This is a genomic window from Ruminococcus sp. RTP21484sp1_RTP21281st1_A8_RTP21281_210402 (assembly GCF_040914025.1).
In the GTDB taxonomy this organism is placed as follows: domain Bacteria; phylum Bacillota; class Clostridia; order Lachnospirales; family Lachnospiraceae; genus Blautia_A; species Blautia_A faecis.
In genome coordinates this window covers 1-16,838 of sequence record NZ_JBCPGE010000071.1, presented here as the reverse complement: position 1 = coordinate 16,838, position 16,838 = coordinate 1, and the positions used below count along the sequence as shown (strand labels likewise).

The following is a 16,838-nucleotide window of genomic DNA, read 5'->3' as shown; positions in this document are numbered from 1 at the left end:
GATAATTCTACCTTTCTGATAATCGTTACCTCCATCTGTTGATGGAAGCATTATACTACATTGGGACATTTTCCTTTATGGTATATTAGGACATTATCATAAATGGTTCATAAAAAGAGTCTATAGTCGCTATAATTGGTTGACTTTCCCTGTTATTCGCGATAGAATGTAAAACGACGATGGGAAAGAAAGCAGAAAAACTGCCTGGATGACCGTCGCATTACTGAAATATTACGAAAGAAACCAGCAGAAATCACAGACAAAATTTATGAAAACAGGATACAGCATCCGAACCTGGCGCATGCGCCTGGTTTGTCCGGAGCCTATATGGCTGGACAGAACAGAAGAATATTTTCAGAACGTGGTGGAGTTTTACTACCACCTTCTGAGACAGCATGAAGAACTGTGGAACAGCAGCCTCTTCGACACCCAGCGCAGTCTGGAACTCCTGACCCTGGCCGGTCGGGACGGCAGACAGCCCACTAACCCCTTACCAATGGGAAAAGTACCTGTCTACCTGAGACGCGCTGCCATTAACAAAGCATCTGCCACAGTAAAAAGCACCCAGGAGCTTCAATCCGGATTCCCTGAGAAGCTGGAAGCCAAGGTTACCTTTTTCAAAGGAATGTATTCCGACCTCACCGACAGATCCATCTGTCTGAAGCTGTGGAACGGTGAGAAATGGATCTGGACAGACTGCAATCTGAAAGGACGCTCCTTTCCCCAAGATGGTCAGCTGATGTCGCCCACCCTGGTAAAGGAGGGCAGGCGCTACCTGCTGAATATCCCGGTGAAACAGGAGAACAGCGATGCCCGCACTGCCAAAGAACGAATGGCAGAAGGCACGAACCTGTGCAGTGTCCGCTTTACAAACACAGACACCTTCGCAGTGTGTTGCATTCTGGATGAGCAGGGAAAACAGCTGGCTGTACACACCTGCCGGGGCGGAGATGCGTATCGCCACCGCTGCAAGCTGCTGGAGACCAGAATACAGAAATCCAGACCAAACACAGTGGGAGACAATAGTTCCCAGCCCAACCGGAAGTACTACATGCACCTGAAGAACCTGTCCGAGCACTACGCCCATCAGGTCAGCCGTGAAATCCTGAACTTCTGCAAAGAGAATCAGGCAGGAATCATTGTCCTCCCCGATTACGACCAGAACTTCACCCGGATGTCAATGGTAAAAAGCGGCAATTTTTCCCCGCTTCACTTAAGCAGCAAGATCCGGACCAACCTGCAGTACAAAGCCTGGGCAGAAGGAATTCTGGTACTGGAAACCAGAACAGACGGACTGAAGGACAAATGCGCCATCTGCGGCGGCAAGGTTCGCCGGAAGGGAAATGAATTCCTCTGTGAAAATGGTCATCAGGGAAACCGCTTCCTGAATGACGCCAGAAATCTTGGCAGGAAATGCCAGGACAGTTTTTTTCGCAGAAATAGAACAAAATAATTATTGATAACAAAGAAAAAATGATAATAAGTAGCGTTACGAACGCTCTTATCTATAAAACCGGGTAACCGGGCAAAGAGGCTGCGCCAGTGACGTAGGCTTTTCGGCAGACCACCGCCGGTGCGGGTTCCGGACTTCCCCAAGATATCCTGGGAGTCGCCGAAGCACCAGACAGGAAGCTATCTGGTAAGTGGTCAAAGTTATGAAAAAATGGGAGGAAAGGACTGGGAGGGGGTAACTCCGTCCGTATGATTAAGAAATGACAACGAAAAAACAAAAACACGAACGCAAAAAAAGAAAGTTGGAGCATTGGCAGGTAATCGCACTTTACCTGATGATTTATGATGTGATCGCCGTAAACGCCGCATACTTTCTCGGACTGTGGTTCCGCTTTGATTGTACATACTCCGCAATACCCGGAGAATATTTGTCTGCCTATCTGAAATTTGCACCATGGTATACAGTATTCTCTGTTTTTGTCTTTTGGGCATTGCGCCTCTATAACAGTGTGTGGCGTTTCGCAAGCTACAGTGAGCTGTTAAGAATTGGCTTATCTACTATACTTACATTCCTGTTCCAGATAATTGGAATCACATTTGCCATTCAGAGAATGCCAATGTCCTATTATCTCTTCGGAACCATTATTCAATTTTGCCTGATTACAGGAATCCGCTTTTCATATCGATTTGTTCTTCTGGAAAGAACACGGAAACAGAAGGAAGAAGAAGGTCCGCTGCATCACATTATGCTGATCGGTGCCGGCCAGGCAGGACAGATCATTCTCCGCGACGTGGAACGTGCCAAAGAGCCAAAGGGAAAGGTTTGTTGTATTATTGACGATAACCCGAATAAATGGGGACGTTATATGGAGAGTGTGCCCATTGTAGGCGGTCGTGATGACATTCTCGCAAGTGCAAAGAAATATAAAATCGACCAGATTCTTCTGGCAATTCCAAGCGCAAGTGCGGCAGAGCGAAGAGATATCCTGAACATCTGCAAGGAAACCAAATGTGAAATGAAGATTCTTCCAGGTGTGTACCAGTTCGTCACCGGAGAAGTGTCCCTCAGCAAAATGAAAGACGTGGCAGTGGAAGACCTTCTTGGAAGAGAACCTATCAAAGTAAATATGGATGAGATTTTCCGTTACATCAGTGGAAAAACCATTCTGGTAACTGGTGGCGGCGGTTCCATCGGAAGTGAGCTTTGCCGTCAGATCGCAGCCCACGCGCCGAAACGACTGGTGATCTTCGATGTCTATGAGAACAATGCATACGACATTGAACAGGAGCTTCGTTCCAAATATCCACATCTGGATCTGGTGGTACTGATCGGTTCCGTGCGCGATACCAGAAAGATTAATGATGTATTTGAAACATACAAGCCAGACATTGTTTATCATGCAGCTGCACATAAGCATGTACCACTTATGGAGACAAGCCCATGTGAGGCAATCAAGAACAATGTAATGGGAACCTATAAAACTGCTCATGCAGCTCTGAAAAATGGCTGTCAGCGTTTCGTGCTGATCAGTACAGACAAAGCCGTTAACCCAACCAACATTATGGGCGCCAGCAAGCGCCTCTGCGAGATGGTCATCCAGACTATGGATAAGATCAGCCGAACCGGAAGAGAAGACCTGCTTCCATTACTGGGAAGCCACTATGAAGACAGCGAGGAAGCACTTGCAGAGGTGGCAGCGACTTGTGAAAATCCAGGAGAAAATGGTGAGAGAAAATACAGGACTGAGTTTGTGGCAGTGCGTTTCGGAAATGTGCTGGGAAGTAATGGATCTGTTATTCCGCTGTTTAAGAAACAGATTGCTAAAGGCGGACCGGTGACCGTTACCCATCCGGATATTATCCGTTACTTTATGACTATTCCAGAGGCGGTAAGTCTGGTGCTTCAGGCTGGAACCTATGCCAAGGGCGGAGAGATCTTTGTGCTGGATATGGGAGCTCCGGTGAAGATTGATACACTGGCAAGAAACCTGATCAAGATGTCAGGGCTGACACCGGATGTGGATATTAAAGTGGAGTACACAGGACTCAGACCCGGCGAGAAGCTTTATGAAGAAAAGCTGATGGCTGAGGAAGGTCTGACTAAGACAGATAATGATCTGATTCATATTGGTAAACCGATTCCGTTTGATACAGATGAATTTTTACATCAGCTTGAAAATCTGGCTGTTGTAGCTTATGGAAATGATCCGGATATTAGAAGTTATGTGGAAGAGATTGTACCGACTTATCATGCTGCGAAGGATGATTTGAAGCTGCATGGGGAGACATATAAGAAATTATTCAATAAAGCAACTGAAAATAATCATTAATTTATTTGAGCATATATTATTAAATTTAAAGAGAGGCAGAGAACAATGAAAATACCATTTTCACCACCAGATATTACAGATGCAGAGGTTGAACAGGTCGCAGAAGCACTTCGTTCCGGTTGGATTACTACCGGACCGAAAACAAAAGAATTAGAGCGTGAAGTTGCTGATTTTTGTGGCGTTAACAGAGCAGTATGTTTGAATTCACAGACAGCCTGTGCGGAAATGACACTGAGAGTTTTAGGAGTAGGAAAAGGTGATGAAGTAATTACCTGTGCTTATACCTATACAGCAAGTGCATCTGTAGTATGCCATGTAGGTGCAAAGCTTGTATTAATTGATACACAAAAAGATTCTCTTGAAATGGACTATGAGAAACTTGCAGATGCAATTACAGAAAAAACTAAGGTAATTATTCCTATTGATCTTGGTGGTGTACCATGCGATTATGACAGAATCTTTTCTATAGCTGAAAGTAAGAAACATCTGTTCCATCCGTCAAACGATATTCAAAAAGCAATAGGAAGAATTATTGTAATGGCTGATGCAGCTCATGCGTTTGGAGCAGAGTGGCATGGCAAAAAGGTTGGAAGTATTGCTGATTTTAGTAACTTTAGTTTTCATGCAGTGAAAAATTTTACAACTGCAGAAGGTGGAGCTGCTACATGGAAAGATATTGAGGGAATTGATAATGAAGAATTATATCATAAATATCAATTGCTTTCCCTTCACGGACAGTCAAAAGATGCTCTTGCTAAGACTCAGCTTGGTGCATGGGAATATGATATTGTCGGTCCATGGTATAAATGTAATATGACAGATGTTGTTGCAGGGATTGGTCTTGCACAGATGAAGCGTTATAAAGGCTTACTTGCCAGAAGAAAAGAAATTATTGAAAGATATGATGATGCATTTAAGCCATTAGGAATTGAAGTCCTGAATCACTATGCAGATGAACATCAGTCATCAGGTCATCTTTATATTACAAGAATTCCAGGAATTACTCTGGAACAGAGACATGAGATTATTGTAAAAATGGCGGAAAAAGGAATTGCATGTAATGTACATTATAAGCCATTGCCAATGATGACTGCATACAAGAATCTTGGGTTTGATATTAAAGATTATCCAAACGCTTATAAGAGATTTGAAAATGAAATTACACTGCCACTTCATACTAAATTGACCGACGAAGAAGTGGAATATGTAATTGAAAATTATTTTGAGATTGTAAAGAACTATATTGGAAAATAATTAGGAGAAACAGCTAATGATTTTGAAAAAATGGGATGACCTTCCTGAATTTATGAAATGTGATGAAGTAAAAGTTTATTATGATATTTTATCACGAAAGAAAGGAAGTCTGGTTCTGAAACGGATTTTTGATATTGTAGTGGGGGTTATCCTGTTGATTCTCCTGGCTATACCTATGCTGATTATTGCTGTGCTGATAAAATTGGATTCAAAAGGGCCTGTTTTTTATCGTCAGGAGCGTGTGACCAGATATGGCAAAAAATTTAGAATACACAAATTTCGTACTATGGTTAATAATGCGGATCAAATTGGATCTGCTGTGACTGTTGGTGGTGATTCTCGAATTACTAAGGTGGGAGCAAAAATTCGAGATTATCGGTTAGATGAGTTACCGCAAGTTTTTGATGTACTAAGTGGAGACATGAGTTTTGTGGGTACAAGACCTGAGGCAACTAAGTATGTAGAAAAATATAGTAATGAAATGTTGGCTACGTTGTTATTGCCTGCAGGGATAACTAGTGAGGCTAGCATTCGTTATAAGGATGAAGCAAAGCTGTTGGATGCGGCGGATGACGTGGATAGAGTATATGTTGAAAGAGTGCTTCCTGGAAAGATGAAGTACAATTTACATAGCATTAAGAATTTTTATTTTGGAACAGATATTATAACTATGTTTAGAACTGTGTTTGCAGTATTAGGAAAAGAATACGTGTAAGGAGAATGTGGTTTAATGGAATATCCTAATTTTTCTGTTTTAATGTCGCTTTACATAAAGGAAAATGCAGAATATTTTGATGAATGCATGCGGAGCATATTGAATCAAACTGTTTTGCCTTCTGAAATTGTAATTGTTTATGATGGCCCTATTTCAAACGATTTGAGTAAAATGGTTGAAAAATACAAAAAAAATAATCCAGGCTTGATAAAAACTATTGAGAATAAAAAAAATAAGGGGTTGGGATTAGCATTGGCGGATGGAGTTCCTGCATGTAAATATGAATTAATTGCGCGTATGGATACTGATGATATTGCAAGAGAGGATAGATTTGAAAAACAGTTAGAGTGTTTTATGAATGATTCCAAACTTGATGTTTGTGGAAGCCATATTATCGAATTTGAAGGCACTATTGATAATGTACTTTCTAAAAGAAGAGTACCACTTACTCATGAAGCAATTGCAGACTATCAAAAACAGAGAAGTGCATTTAATCACATGACAGTCATGTATAAAAAATCCACTGTTCTTAGAGCTGGAAATTATGAAGATTGTCCTTTAATGGAAGATGATATGTTATGGGTTCGAATGCTTATTTCTGGTGCTAAGGGAATGAATATTGACGATTATCTTGTATATGCTCGAACCGGATATGCAATGATTGAACGTCGTGGCGGTTGGGCATATTTTAAGAAATATTTAAATGGAAGAAGAAAAATATATGAGACAAAGTATATAACAAGGTACGATTATTTAAAGACCGTGTATATTCAGTTTTTTGTCGCCTTATTACCTAGAAAGATAAGAAGAATTATATTTATAAATTTGTTACGTAAATGCAATGATTAGTTTAAAAGAGGAGAAAAGTTATGATACCAAAAAAAATACATTATTGTTGGTTTGGGGGGAATCCTTATCCGGAAGATTTTTTGAAGTATTTAGAATCTTGGAAAAAGTATTGTCCTGATTATGAGATTATCGAATGGAATGAGAAAACATTTGATATAAATTCAAATAAATATGTGAAAGAAGCATATGAGTGTAGAAAATGGGCTTTTATAACTGATTATGTTAGATTATGGGCTATTTATAATTATGGTGGCATTTATATGGACACTGACGTAGAGGTTTTAAGATCATTGGATACTTTTTTAGAATGTCACGCTTTTTCAGGGTTTGAAAGGGAGAATGCAGTTCCAACAGGAATTATGGCAGGAGAAAAAGGACAAAGTGCTATAAAAGATTTGCTGAAAATGTATAACAGTATGAGTTTTATCAATGATGATGGGACGATGAATTTACATACAAATGTAGAATTAATTACGGAATATTTTGCTGACAAAGGATTAGAATTAAATAATACTAAACAAACTATAAATGGTTTCACTATGTATCCGAAAGATTTTTTCTGTCCCAAAAATAGTCGGACTTTAGAAGTTGAGCTTACAGACAATTCATATACAATTCATCATTTTAAAGGTAGTTGGGTTGAAAATTCAACTAGGCGTAGACAGAAAGTAAAAAAAATGCTTGGACCGAAAATGATGAAAGTAGTAGTAAAAATAATGGATAAGATAGGAATTAAGTAATGTTTTTATTATGTAAAAGATTGTTTACTAAATTGTTTTGGTTAATACCTCTAAAGAATAATAAAATTTTCTTTTCAAGCTATGAAGGAAAACAGTACTCATGTAATCCTAAAGCTATATATGAACAATTAAAGAACGAGGAAAAATCATATTACTATATTTGGGAGTATAATTCGTCTTCAGTTCCTGATGAGTTAAAGCAGAATGTAATTATTGTTAAACATAATTCACTGAGCTATTTTTATCATCTTTTGACCGCAAAGTATATTATAACAAATAGTGGGATTTCTGCGGCCATTTCTTTAAGAAAAGAACAGGTATGTGTAAATACATGGCATGGTGGTGGGGCATATAAAAAGGTTGGAGCAGTGGTCGATGAAAAGATAAATGGAACTGCTTGTAAAGAGCTTGCAATCATAGCTAAACAAACATCATATTTTCTTTCTAGTAGCCAGGAATTTACAAAGGTAATGGAAAAATCTACATTTATTCCTCGAAATAAATTTTTGAATATTGGAATGCCTCGAAATGATATCTTTTTTGCACCATCGAAAATGGAGAACTTAAGGAAAAAGGTTAGGGATTATTGTAATTTGTCAGATGAAAAAAGAGTTGTATTATTTGCCCCTACTTATAGAGGAAAAAGTGGAAATATGCATTATTCAACACTAATTCCGGACATTGATAATTTAACTAAGGCTTTAAAAAGTAAATTTGGAGGAGAATGGGTTGTTCTATACAGAAGTCACTATTACAAAACCACGGTTGAAAATAATCCTTCGATAATTGATGTGTCAGAGTATCAGGATATGCAGGAGTTATTATGTCTGGCAGATGTGTTGATAACAGATTATTCTTCTTGTATATGGGATTACTCTTTAATTTTTAGACCCTGTTTTTTATTCGTACCTGATTTGGAAGAATATGAAAATGAAAGAGGAGGATTTTATACACAAATTAGTACGTGGCCAGGAATCGTATGCAAAAATGATGAGGAATTAGCAAAGAAAATTTTTTATTATAATCGGGTTGAATATATTCAAAAAGTAAAAATTCATCATTCTAGTTTAGTGAGTTATGATAAAGGGACTGCTACAGAACAATTACTTAGAGCTTTAAGTTTATAAGTGATGAGTCAGAGGATAAAATGGATAAAAAAACAAGATTGAATATGACTATATCTTTATTACTGCAAATAGTGACAATAATAAGTAGTTTTATTATTCCAAAACAAATATTACTTTCTTTTGGATCAGAGGTAAATGGTTTAGTAAACTCAATTACGCAGTTTTTAAATTATATTAGTCTTATAGAAGGTGGATTAGGGTCTGTTTTAATGACGGCTTTATATCAACCATTAAATGAAAATGATATAGAAAAAGTTAGCAGAATTATAGTGGCTGGCAATAATTTTTTTAAAAAGATTGCTAAGATTTTTTTGATATATTTATTTGCAGTTTCGGTAGTATATCCACTAATAGTCAAGACAGAATTTTCATTTAGTTATATTTGTACACTGTCGCTAATTCTTGGGATAAGTTTGTTTATACAATATTATTTTTCGATTGTTTGGCGCTTAATGTTACAGGCTGATAGAAAAGTATATATATCAGCTGGAGTTCAGATTATTACTGTCACATTAAATACTATCTTGACTGTGGCTATAGTACGAATTTATCCATCTATACATGTGATCAAATTGATATCAGCTGGTGTTTTTGTGATACAACCACTTATTTATAATTTATATATTGAAAAGAATTACAAAATTAACAAAAGAGCAATAGCTGATAACGGAGCATTAGAACATAGGTGGGATGGGTTTGGAATTAATCTTGCTGCTTTTTTTAATGGAAATACAGATGTAATTGTGTTGTCACTTTTATCTACACTTTCAAACGTTTCGATATATGGGGTGTATAGTTTAGTAGTTACTGGAATAAAAAGTATTATTACATCTATTTCTGCTGGAATTGTGCCAAGTTTGGGAAGAGAATATTCGCTAGGAAATAAAAAGAAATTAGAATCTATTTTTTCAAAATATGAAAATTTGGTTTTATTTATTGTATTTACCATTTATTCTTGTGCAGTTCTTTTAATTGTACCGTTTGTGCTTAATTATACGTCAGGTGTTACTGATGCAAATTATCGACAACCTATTTTTTCTATACTTTTGATTTTATCATATAGTATATTTTGTATTCGGGAACCGTATGTCAATATGGCATATGTAAGTAATTCGTATAAAAAAATAAGTAAATATGCATACATAGAAGCAGTAATAAATGTTTGTGCATCATTCTTGTTTGTAAAAAAACTGGGGTTGAATGGTGTGGCTTTAGGTACCTTTTTTTCAATGAGCTATAGAACTTGTATGCAAATTATATTTTTGAAAAAAAATATTCTTTATCGAAGTCCAATAGTTTTTATTATTAAATTTCTAATTTACTTAGCATCATCTACTGTTGGTATAATTATTGCAAAAAATATTGTGATCTTATCGGGGGAAAACGGATGGGGAGAATGGTTGCTTAAGGCAATTGGAACGACAATTATTATAATTATTGGGAATATAGCTGCATATATTAGCATTTGGTTCTGCGAATACAAACTTAAAGAAAGGCGATAAATCATATGAAGGTTTTAAATAACAAAAAAATTGTGCTAAAAGAATTTCCAGTTCTATTTGCGACTTTTTTATATTGCACTTCCTTTCTTATTGTTGATGTAGGGCTAAGCATAACAGTGTATACAGGAATGATTGGACTGTTGTGCGTTGTCTTTTGGGGAGTGGAGTTGTTAAGACAAAAGAAAATATATGTATCAAAATGGTTGCTTCCAGTTTTGATGATGTTTGTTATCACAATAGGAACATCATTCCATAATTATAATTTTAAAGATGATACAAAAACATATTATCTTATTATCGCGACTTTGGCGTTATGTGTGTATGGATTTACTCGTTATAGTTATTCTTCTGTAAAAAAAATAAATGCAATAATAACAATTACGGGAATGTTTTTTTCTTCATTGATTTATTTTTTTAAATTTTTTCCTGATATATATAGGACAATCATTTTTCCATTTCTTACACCTGACACGGTTTCTGAAATTAATTTTATTACTGGACAAGGATATTCTGTATTTGTACATAGTGATATTTCATATACATTAGTACTCATTTTGTTTGCTATATATATATCTTTATTTACGGATGTAATGCATCCTAAAATAATTCATTGTATATACATGGGTGGAAGTCTTGTTTTGAGTCAAAGACGTACAGAAATTGTATTTGGAATAGCTGTTATTGCAATTATATATTTATTAATTTTTTCTGATGTCTTGATCAAATTTGTAAAACGTCATTTTTTTATTTTTTCTATTTTGTTTTGGGGAATTATTATAGTATTACTAGGACTACTGAGCTTTTATTTGACAGTTCAGCAGGGATTTTCATCAGAAAACAGAATATTGATGACTATTTATGAGTTGAAATATAAAATTGATAGTTCTAATGGAAGAAATTTATTGTATTCTATTGCATTGAATCTTTTGAGAAAAAATTGGTTTTGGGGTTTAGGGTGGATGAATTTTTCAAATTATTCAGGGCAATCAGGAATTTCAATGGTGCGTAATGTCCACAACATATATATGCAGTTGATGCTAGAATGCGGAATGATATTTGGTCTTATATTTATTATATGTATGCTTTTATTATTATTTAAATGCTTGAAAGTAGTGAAAAAAAATAAAGTTAGTGGAGCTGGAAGTGCTATGTTGTTGTACCTCCTTTTAGGGGGGCTGACAGATAACACTATATACTATCCGTACTTCTGGATTATTTTGGGAATATCAATATATATAAGTTCGATATGAAAAATTTAAATAGTGAGGAAAAAGAGATGAATATAGCTGTAATATTTGCAGGGGGAATAGGTACAAGAATGCATAGCAGAGAGTTACCCAAGCAGTTTTTATTGATGCATGGAAAACCGATTATTGCTCATACCATAGATGTATTCCAGCAATCTGATGAAATAGATGCAATTGTAATAGCATGTGTAGCTGATTGGATAGATCATTTAAAGAGTATTTTAGAACAATATAATTATACAAAAGTAAAAAAAGTGGTTCCGGGAGGAGATACAGGACAGGCGTCCATATATAATGGATTGAAAGCTGCCAAATTAATTGCAGGGGATGAAAAGTGTATTGTTTTAATTCATGATGGGGTTAGACCGTTGATTAACAATATTACTATTCATGATAACATACGTTCTGTGATTCAATATGGTTCTGGAATAACGTGTGTTAAGGCAAAAGAGACTGTTTTAGAAGTTAACTGCAGTGGTGAAATTATAAATATACCAGATAGAAATGATTCAAGATTGGCTCGTGCACCGCAGAGTTTTTGGCTTAACGATATTTTAACTTGCCATGAAAATGCTATAAAAGAGAAAAAATATAATTTTATTGATTCCTGTTCAATGATGAAATATTATGGGAAGACATTGCATTTGGTGGAGGGTCCTGATATTAATATTAAAGTAACTACACCTGAAGATTTTTATGTGATGCGTGCTATGTTGGATGAGAAAGAAAATGGTCAAATATATGGAATTAATGGGGAAAACTATGGAAATTAATAGAGTGTGTTACGAGGATTTACAGGAAATATTATATGATTCTAATATTGATTTTTATAAATTAAAAGATTGTAGTATTTTGGTTACTGGAGTTACTGGGCTAATTGGTTCATTAACTGTTAAATCGTTAATATATGCTAATAAAGTTTGGAAACTAAATCTTCGAATTATAGGATTAGTGAGAAATGAAAACAAAATTAAAGATATATATAAAGGATTTGATTTAAGCATTGTAGATTTTGTGCATGGTGATGTTACAAAGGCATATACGACATATTTAAATGAGAACGTAGTTGTTGATTATGTGATTCATGCGGCGAGTATTACAGCTTCAAAAATAATGATTTCTCAACCGGTGGAAACAATTTTGACTTCTGTAGAAGGAACAAATCATATGCTTAGGTTAGCTGCTGATAAAAAAATAAAAAGTATGGTATTTATTTCTTCAATGGAAATGTATGGGATTTTAAATAATTCTGCTTCTTTATGTACTGAGGAAAAGTTAGGATATGTAGATCCTTTGAAGGTTCGAAGTAATTATCCTGAAGCAAAAAGAATGTGTGAAAATTTATGTGTTGCATATTCGAGTGAATATGGTGTGCCTGTGAAAATTGCAAGATTATCCCAGACTTTTGGTGCAGGAATATTGCCATGGGAGAATAGAGTATTTGCTCAATTTTGTTCTAGTGTAAGAGAAAAAAAGGATATAATTTTGCATACATCTGGGTTATCTGAAGGGAACTACTGTTATACGAGCGATGCGATAAGAGGTATATTGACTATCCTTTTAAAAGGAAAGGACTGTGAGGCATATAATGTTGTAAATGAAAATACACATACAACAATTTTGAAAATGGCTCAGATGGTATGTAGGGACATTGCAAATAAACAAATTGATGTCATTGTAAAAATAACAAATGATAATTATGGGTATGCTCCAGAAACTAAGTTGAAATTGTCTGGAGAAAAACTTGTATCTTTAGGATGGATGCCTAAGTGGAATCTTAAAGATATGTACATTAGAACTCTTAGATATTTAGAGTTAGAGGAAAAAATGGATGAAAATTAAATACGATTATAAAATCTCATCAATTAGATTTCTGGCTTTTTGTATGATAGTTTTGTGTCATATATGTCAGTTTTATGATTGGGAATTAGCTTGGTGGCTAAATGTTGGGGTTGAGATCTTTTTATGCATATCAGGGTATTTATATGGAAAAATGTATAAAATAAATAATGTTTTAGATTTTTATCAAAAGAGATTTATCAAAATTTGTATGCCTTATTATGTCACAATTGTACCTGTTTTATTATTTTATTATTTTTTTGTTGATAAGTTGTCAGTGATAAAAATTATTAAAATTTTACTATTAAATGATACGCTTGACGGTGGAGGGCATTTATGGTTTGTTCCATTGATTATAATGTGTTATTTAATAACACCATTATTACAACTTATTTTTGAGAAAAACAACACAAAACAAAAATTTTGTTTGAAATTTATTAAAAGTGCAATTAGCATTGCTGTTATTTTTGGACTATTTATACCATATTTTAATCTTGGATATATAATATGTTATTTGATTGCATATTGCATAGGAATTAATGAGAGGGATAAAGTATTTGATGATAAAACTATATTATATGCATTATGCCCTCTTACATTGCTGAATCTAATACAGATTTATTTGGATTATATTTACAAAGTCAATTTTGTCGGAATGGCATTGAAATTGTATAAAATCTTTTCTTTGTTTAATCATATTTGGCTGGGAGTGTTTATCTTTTTATTATTAAAAAATGTAGTTTTGAGTAAGAAACAGTATAAGCAAATAGAAATTAGGTTGCTTAACAAAACAGATTTATATTCGTATGAGGTTTATTTGACACATCAGTTTTTTATTTTAGGTCCATTTTCTCTTATGAAACTGACATCAAGTGATTTATTGAATATAGCCATAGTTTTGTTTGGCATTTTTATTTCAACATATGCGGTCCAATTTATTAGTGAAAAATTAATAAAGTGTATGATAAATGAAAATAGGTTATTGAGAAAGTGAGATTGAAGGATGAAAAAGATAATGTTAGTTTTTGGTACGAGACCAGAAGCAATAAAAATGTGCCCGTTAGCAAATGAGTTGAAAAAAAGAGAAAGTATTCAAACGATAGTATGTGTTACTGGTCAGCATCGACAAATGCTCGATCAAGTCCTTAATACATTCAATGTTGTTCCAGATTATGATCTTTCAATTATGAAGCAAGGACAAACATTATTTGACATTACAACAGGAATTTTAGAGAAAATTAAAAATGTGCTTGAGAAAGTGAAGCCAGATGTTGTTTTGGTACATGGAGATACATCTACAACCTTTGTAACTGCATTGGCTTGTTTTTATCTTCAAATTCCAGTTGGACATGTGGAAGCTGGTCTTCGTACATATAATATTTATTCTCCATATCCAGAAGAATTTAACCGACAGGCAGTTGGAATAATTTCTCAATATAATTTTGCTCCTACTCAGATGGCAGCAAATAATTTAATTAAAGAAGGCAAAGATCCTGCTAAAATTTTTATTACTGGTAATACCGTTATTGATGCAATGCAGCATACTGTAAAAGATAATTATACGCATCCGGAATTAGAATGGGTTGGAGATGGAAAATTAATTTTTATTACGGCACATAGAAGAGAAAATCTTGGAGAACCAATGCATAATATGTTTAGAGCAATTCGCCGTGTGCTTGAGGAACATCCGGAATGTAAAGCTGTTTATCCAATTCATATGAATCCGGTTGTAAGAAAAGCAGCAGAAGAGGAACTTGGTGGTTGTGATCGTATTCATATTATTGAACCGATTGAAGTAGTTGATTGTCATAATTTTGAGGCTAGGTGCCATTTATGTCTTACCGATTCTGGCGGAATCCAAGAGGAGGTACCTTCTTATGGAAGACCAGTACTTGTTATGAGAGATACTACTGAGAGACCAGAAGGTGTAAAAGCTGGTACTCTGAGACTAGTTGGAACGGATGAAGAAACTATTTATAAAAATTTTAAAGAGTTATTAGAAAACCAAGAAGCGTACGATGCTATGGCAAAAGCATGTAATCCTTATGGAGATGGACATGCATGTAAGAGAATTGCAGATATTCTTGAGGGAAAAGAGTTTACTCCATGGGGAGAAATGTAATAAAATGATGTGATAGTATTATATATGGTATAGGGTATATAGCTTATAGCAATCTATAGAGGAGAGAACAAATTTTATGTGTGGTATCGTATCCTACACCGGTCATTCCCAGGCGCGCCCATCCTTCTGGATGGTTTATCGAAACTGGAATACCGCGGCTATGACTCAGCCGGTCTTGCCGTTCGTGACGGTGAGAACAAAACAAAAATCGTAAAGGCGAATGGGATAAAAGGGGTCTGTCCCCATAAATGCCGAGTGAAATTCCTTAAAGTTTTCTAAAAAACATATTAAATAAAATTCATACTTTTCCAATATATTTTCCTTCCAGAAAAGGAAACGGTATGCTATCCTATATACATCATTAGAGTTTCAAACCTACATAAGCTCTTCTGAAAAACAAATCATAGAAGGTGGTGAAGTCCATGGGAAGAAAGGATATCATCACAAAAGAGTACATGGAGGACACAGAGGTTTTTGCGGATGTGTTCAACCATATGATTTACAAAGGAGAAAAGGTCATTGACCCTAAGAATTTGAAGGAACTGGATACGGCGAATGTAATTATTCCATATGGAGCTAATGGGGCGGAGGTGCCATATCAGAAATATCGGGATGTGTTTAAAATCCTGTGTGCTATGGAAGATGAAAATGCGGTGTATCTGCTCCTGGGAGTGGAGAACCAATCCAATGTTCATTATGCAATGCCAGTGAAAAATATGGTTTACGATTCGCTGGAGTATGCAGCGCAGGTGCAGAAAGCAGAGGCTTCTCATAAAAAAGCGCGGAAGGAGAAAGAGCCTAAGGAGAAGAAACCGGATTCCGCAGAGTTTCTTTCAGGCTTTTACAGAGAAGACAGGCTGCTTCCGATTATAACAGTAGTTGTGTATTTCGGGGCTGATAGCTGGGATGCGCCTAGGTCGTTACATGAGATGTTGGTGGTACAGGATAAAAACATATTGTCGTTGGTTCCTGACTATCGGATTAATCTGATTGCACCAGGGGAGATGAGCGAAGATGAGTTGGAACATTTTACTTCTAATTTCCGGGAAGTGATGAAGTTCATCAAATATTCTGGTGATGGAGAGAAATTAGAGCGGTTTGTAAATGCGAATATAGCATTTGAAAATGTGGATAGGAAGGCTGTTCGTGTAATGGAGGAGATGACTGGAATGAAGATAGAAAGAAAAGAAGAGGAAGAAACGGTGAATGTTTGTAAGGGACTTCGGGATTTACAGGAAAAGGGACGAGTTGAAGGAATCCAGATCGGTGCAGAACATGAACAGCGACTTACCAAAGCTCTGCTGAATGACAACCGCATTGACGACCTAAAGCGTGCCCTTGAAGATCCCGCTTTTCGCCAAAAACTCTTGGAAGAGTATGGAATTGACTAAACAGTTATAGAGGAGAGAACAATTTTATGTGTGGAATCGTATCCTACACCGGCCATTCCCAGGCCGCGCCCATCCTTCTGGATGGTTTATCGAAACTGGAATACCGTGGCTATGACTCAGCCGGTCTTGCCATTCGTGACGGGGAGAACAAAACGAAAATCGTAAAAGCGAAGGGTCGTCTGAAAGCTTTATCGTAAGCGCTTAATTTTTAGGTATGATAGAAAAATCCCCGACTACTTTTCAGTAGCCGGAGCACCTTGACAATTCACA

The 16,838-nt window shown here is 35.8% G+C and carries 15 protein-coding genes; all 15 read left to right on the top strand.

Annotated features, from left to right (window positions below; translation table 11 throughout):
* Positions 1-208 precede the first annotated feature (208 nt).
* The 15 genes from AB5170_RS21270 (at position 209) to AB5170_RS21200 (ending at position 16,765) form a co-directional block, all read left to right on the top strand.
* On the top strand, positions 209-1,453 hold the full coding sequence (locus AB5170_RS21270) for a transposase (RefSeq protein ID WP_368365152.1): 1,245 nt from the start codon (positions 209-211) through the stop codon (positions 1,451-1,453).
* A gap of 259 nt (positions 1,454-1,712) precedes the next feature.
* The gene (locus tag AB5170_RS21265) at positions 1,713-3,782 is read left to right on the top strand and encodes a polysaccharide biosynthesis protein (RefSeq protein ID WP_368361990.1); all 2,070 of its coding nucleotides are present in this window, start codon (positions 1,713-1,715) and stop codon (positions 3,780-3,782) included.
* 45 nt (positions 3,783-3,827) lie between these two features.
* The gene (locus AB5170_RS21260) at positions 3,828-5,036 is read left to right on the top strand and encodes a DegT/DnrJ/EryC1/StrS family aminotransferase (protein WP_368361989.1); all 1,209 of its coding nucleotides are present in this window, start codon (positions 3,828-3,830) and stop codon (positions 5,034-5,036) included.
* A 22-nt stretch (positions 5,037-5,058) separates the two neighbouring features.
* On the top strand, positions 5,059-5,751 hold the full coding sequence (locus tag AB5170_RS21255; RefSeq protein ID WP_368361992.1) for a sugar transferase: 693 nt from the start codon (positions 5,059-5,061) through the stop codon (positions 5,749-5,751).
* 15 nt (positions 5,752-5,766) lie between these two features.
* Positions 5,767-6,600, top strand: a complete 834-nt coding sequence (locus tag AB5170_RS21250) for a glycosyltransferase (RefSeq protein WP_368361988.1) — start codon at positions 5,767-5,769, stop codon at positions 6,598-6,600.
* A gap of 20 nt (positions 6,601-6,620) precedes the next feature.
* On the top strand, positions 6,621-7,340 hold the full coding sequence (locus AB5170_RS21245; protein ID WP_368365151.1) for a glycosyltransferase family 32 protein: 720 nt from the start codon (positions 6,621-6,623) through the stop codon (positions 7,338-7,340).
* Positions 7,340-8,467 (top strand): CDP-glycerol glycerophosphotransferase family protein, encoded by a 1,128-nt coding sequence (locus AB5170_RS21240; RefSeq protein ID WP_368365150.1) that lies wholly within the window; start codon positions 7,340-7,342, stop codon positions 8,465-8,467. The genes AB5170_RS21245 and AB5170_RS21240 overlap by 1 nt, the downstream gene beginning before the upstream one ends.
* A 20-nt stretch (positions 8,468-8,487) precedes the next feature.
* Complete coding sequence (locus AB5170_RS21235) at positions 8,488-9,969, top strand: lipopolysaccharide biosynthesis protein (protein WP_368365149.1); 1,482 nt, start codon at positions 8,488-8,490, stop codon at positions 9,967-9,969.
* Positions 9,970-9,974: 5 nt separating this feature from the next.
* Positions 9,975-11,219 (top strand): O-antigen ligase family protein, encoded by a 1,245-nt coding sequence (locus tag AB5170_RS21230; protein ID WP_368362003.1) that lies wholly within the window; start codon positions 9,975-9,977, stop codon positions 11,217-11,219.
* Positions 11,216-11,989, top strand: coding sequence for a 2-C-methyl-D-erythritol 4-phosphate cytidylyltransferase (locus tag AB5170_RS21225; RefSeq protein WP_368362004.1), 774 nt, complete (start codon positions 11,216-11,218; stop codon positions 11,987-11,989). Before AB5170_RS21230 ends, AB5170_RS21225 begins: the two co-directional genes overlap by 4 nt.
* Complete coding sequence (locus tag AB5170_RS21220; RefSeq protein ID WP_368362005.1) at positions 11,979-13,058, top strand: NAD-dependent epimerase/dehydratase family protein; 1,080 nt, start codon at positions 11,979-11,981, stop codon at positions 13,056-13,058. Before AB5170_RS21225 ends, AB5170_RS21220 begins: the two co-directional genes overlap by 11 nt.
* Positions 13,048-14,049: an acyltransferase family protein gene (locus tag AB5170_RS21215; protein ID WP_368362006.1), complete on the top strand. Its 1,002-nt coding sequence runs from the start codon at positions 13,048-13,050 to the stop codon at positions 14,047-14,049. The genes AB5170_RS21220 and AB5170_RS21215 overlap by 11 nt, the downstream gene beginning before the upstream one ends.
* Positions 14,050-14,058: 9 nt before the next feature.
* Positions 14,059-15,177 carry a non-hydrolyzing UDP-N-acetylglucosamine 2-epimerase gene (gene wecB, locus AB5170_RS21210; protein ID WP_368362007.1) on the top strand — a complete coding sequence of 373 codons (1,119 nt, stop codon included), beginning with the start codon at positions 14,059-14,061 and terminating at the stop codon, positions 15,175-15,177.
* A 422-nt stretch (positions 15,178-15,599) separates the two neighbouring features.
* Positions 15,600-16,568 (top strand): Rpn family recombination-promoting nuclease/putative transposase, encoded by a 969-nt coding sequence (locus AB5170_RS21205; RefSeq protein ID WP_226854575.1) that lies wholly within the window; start codon positions 15,600-15,602, stop codon positions 16,566-16,568.
* A gap of 26 nt (positions 16,569-16,594) precedes the next feature.
* Positions 16,595-16,765, top strand: a complete 171-nt coding sequence (locus tag AB5170_RS21200; protein ID WP_187566208.1) for a hypothetical protein — start codon at positions 16,595-16,597, stop codon at positions 16,763-16,765.
* Positions 16,766-16,838: the final 73 nt, after the last annotated feature.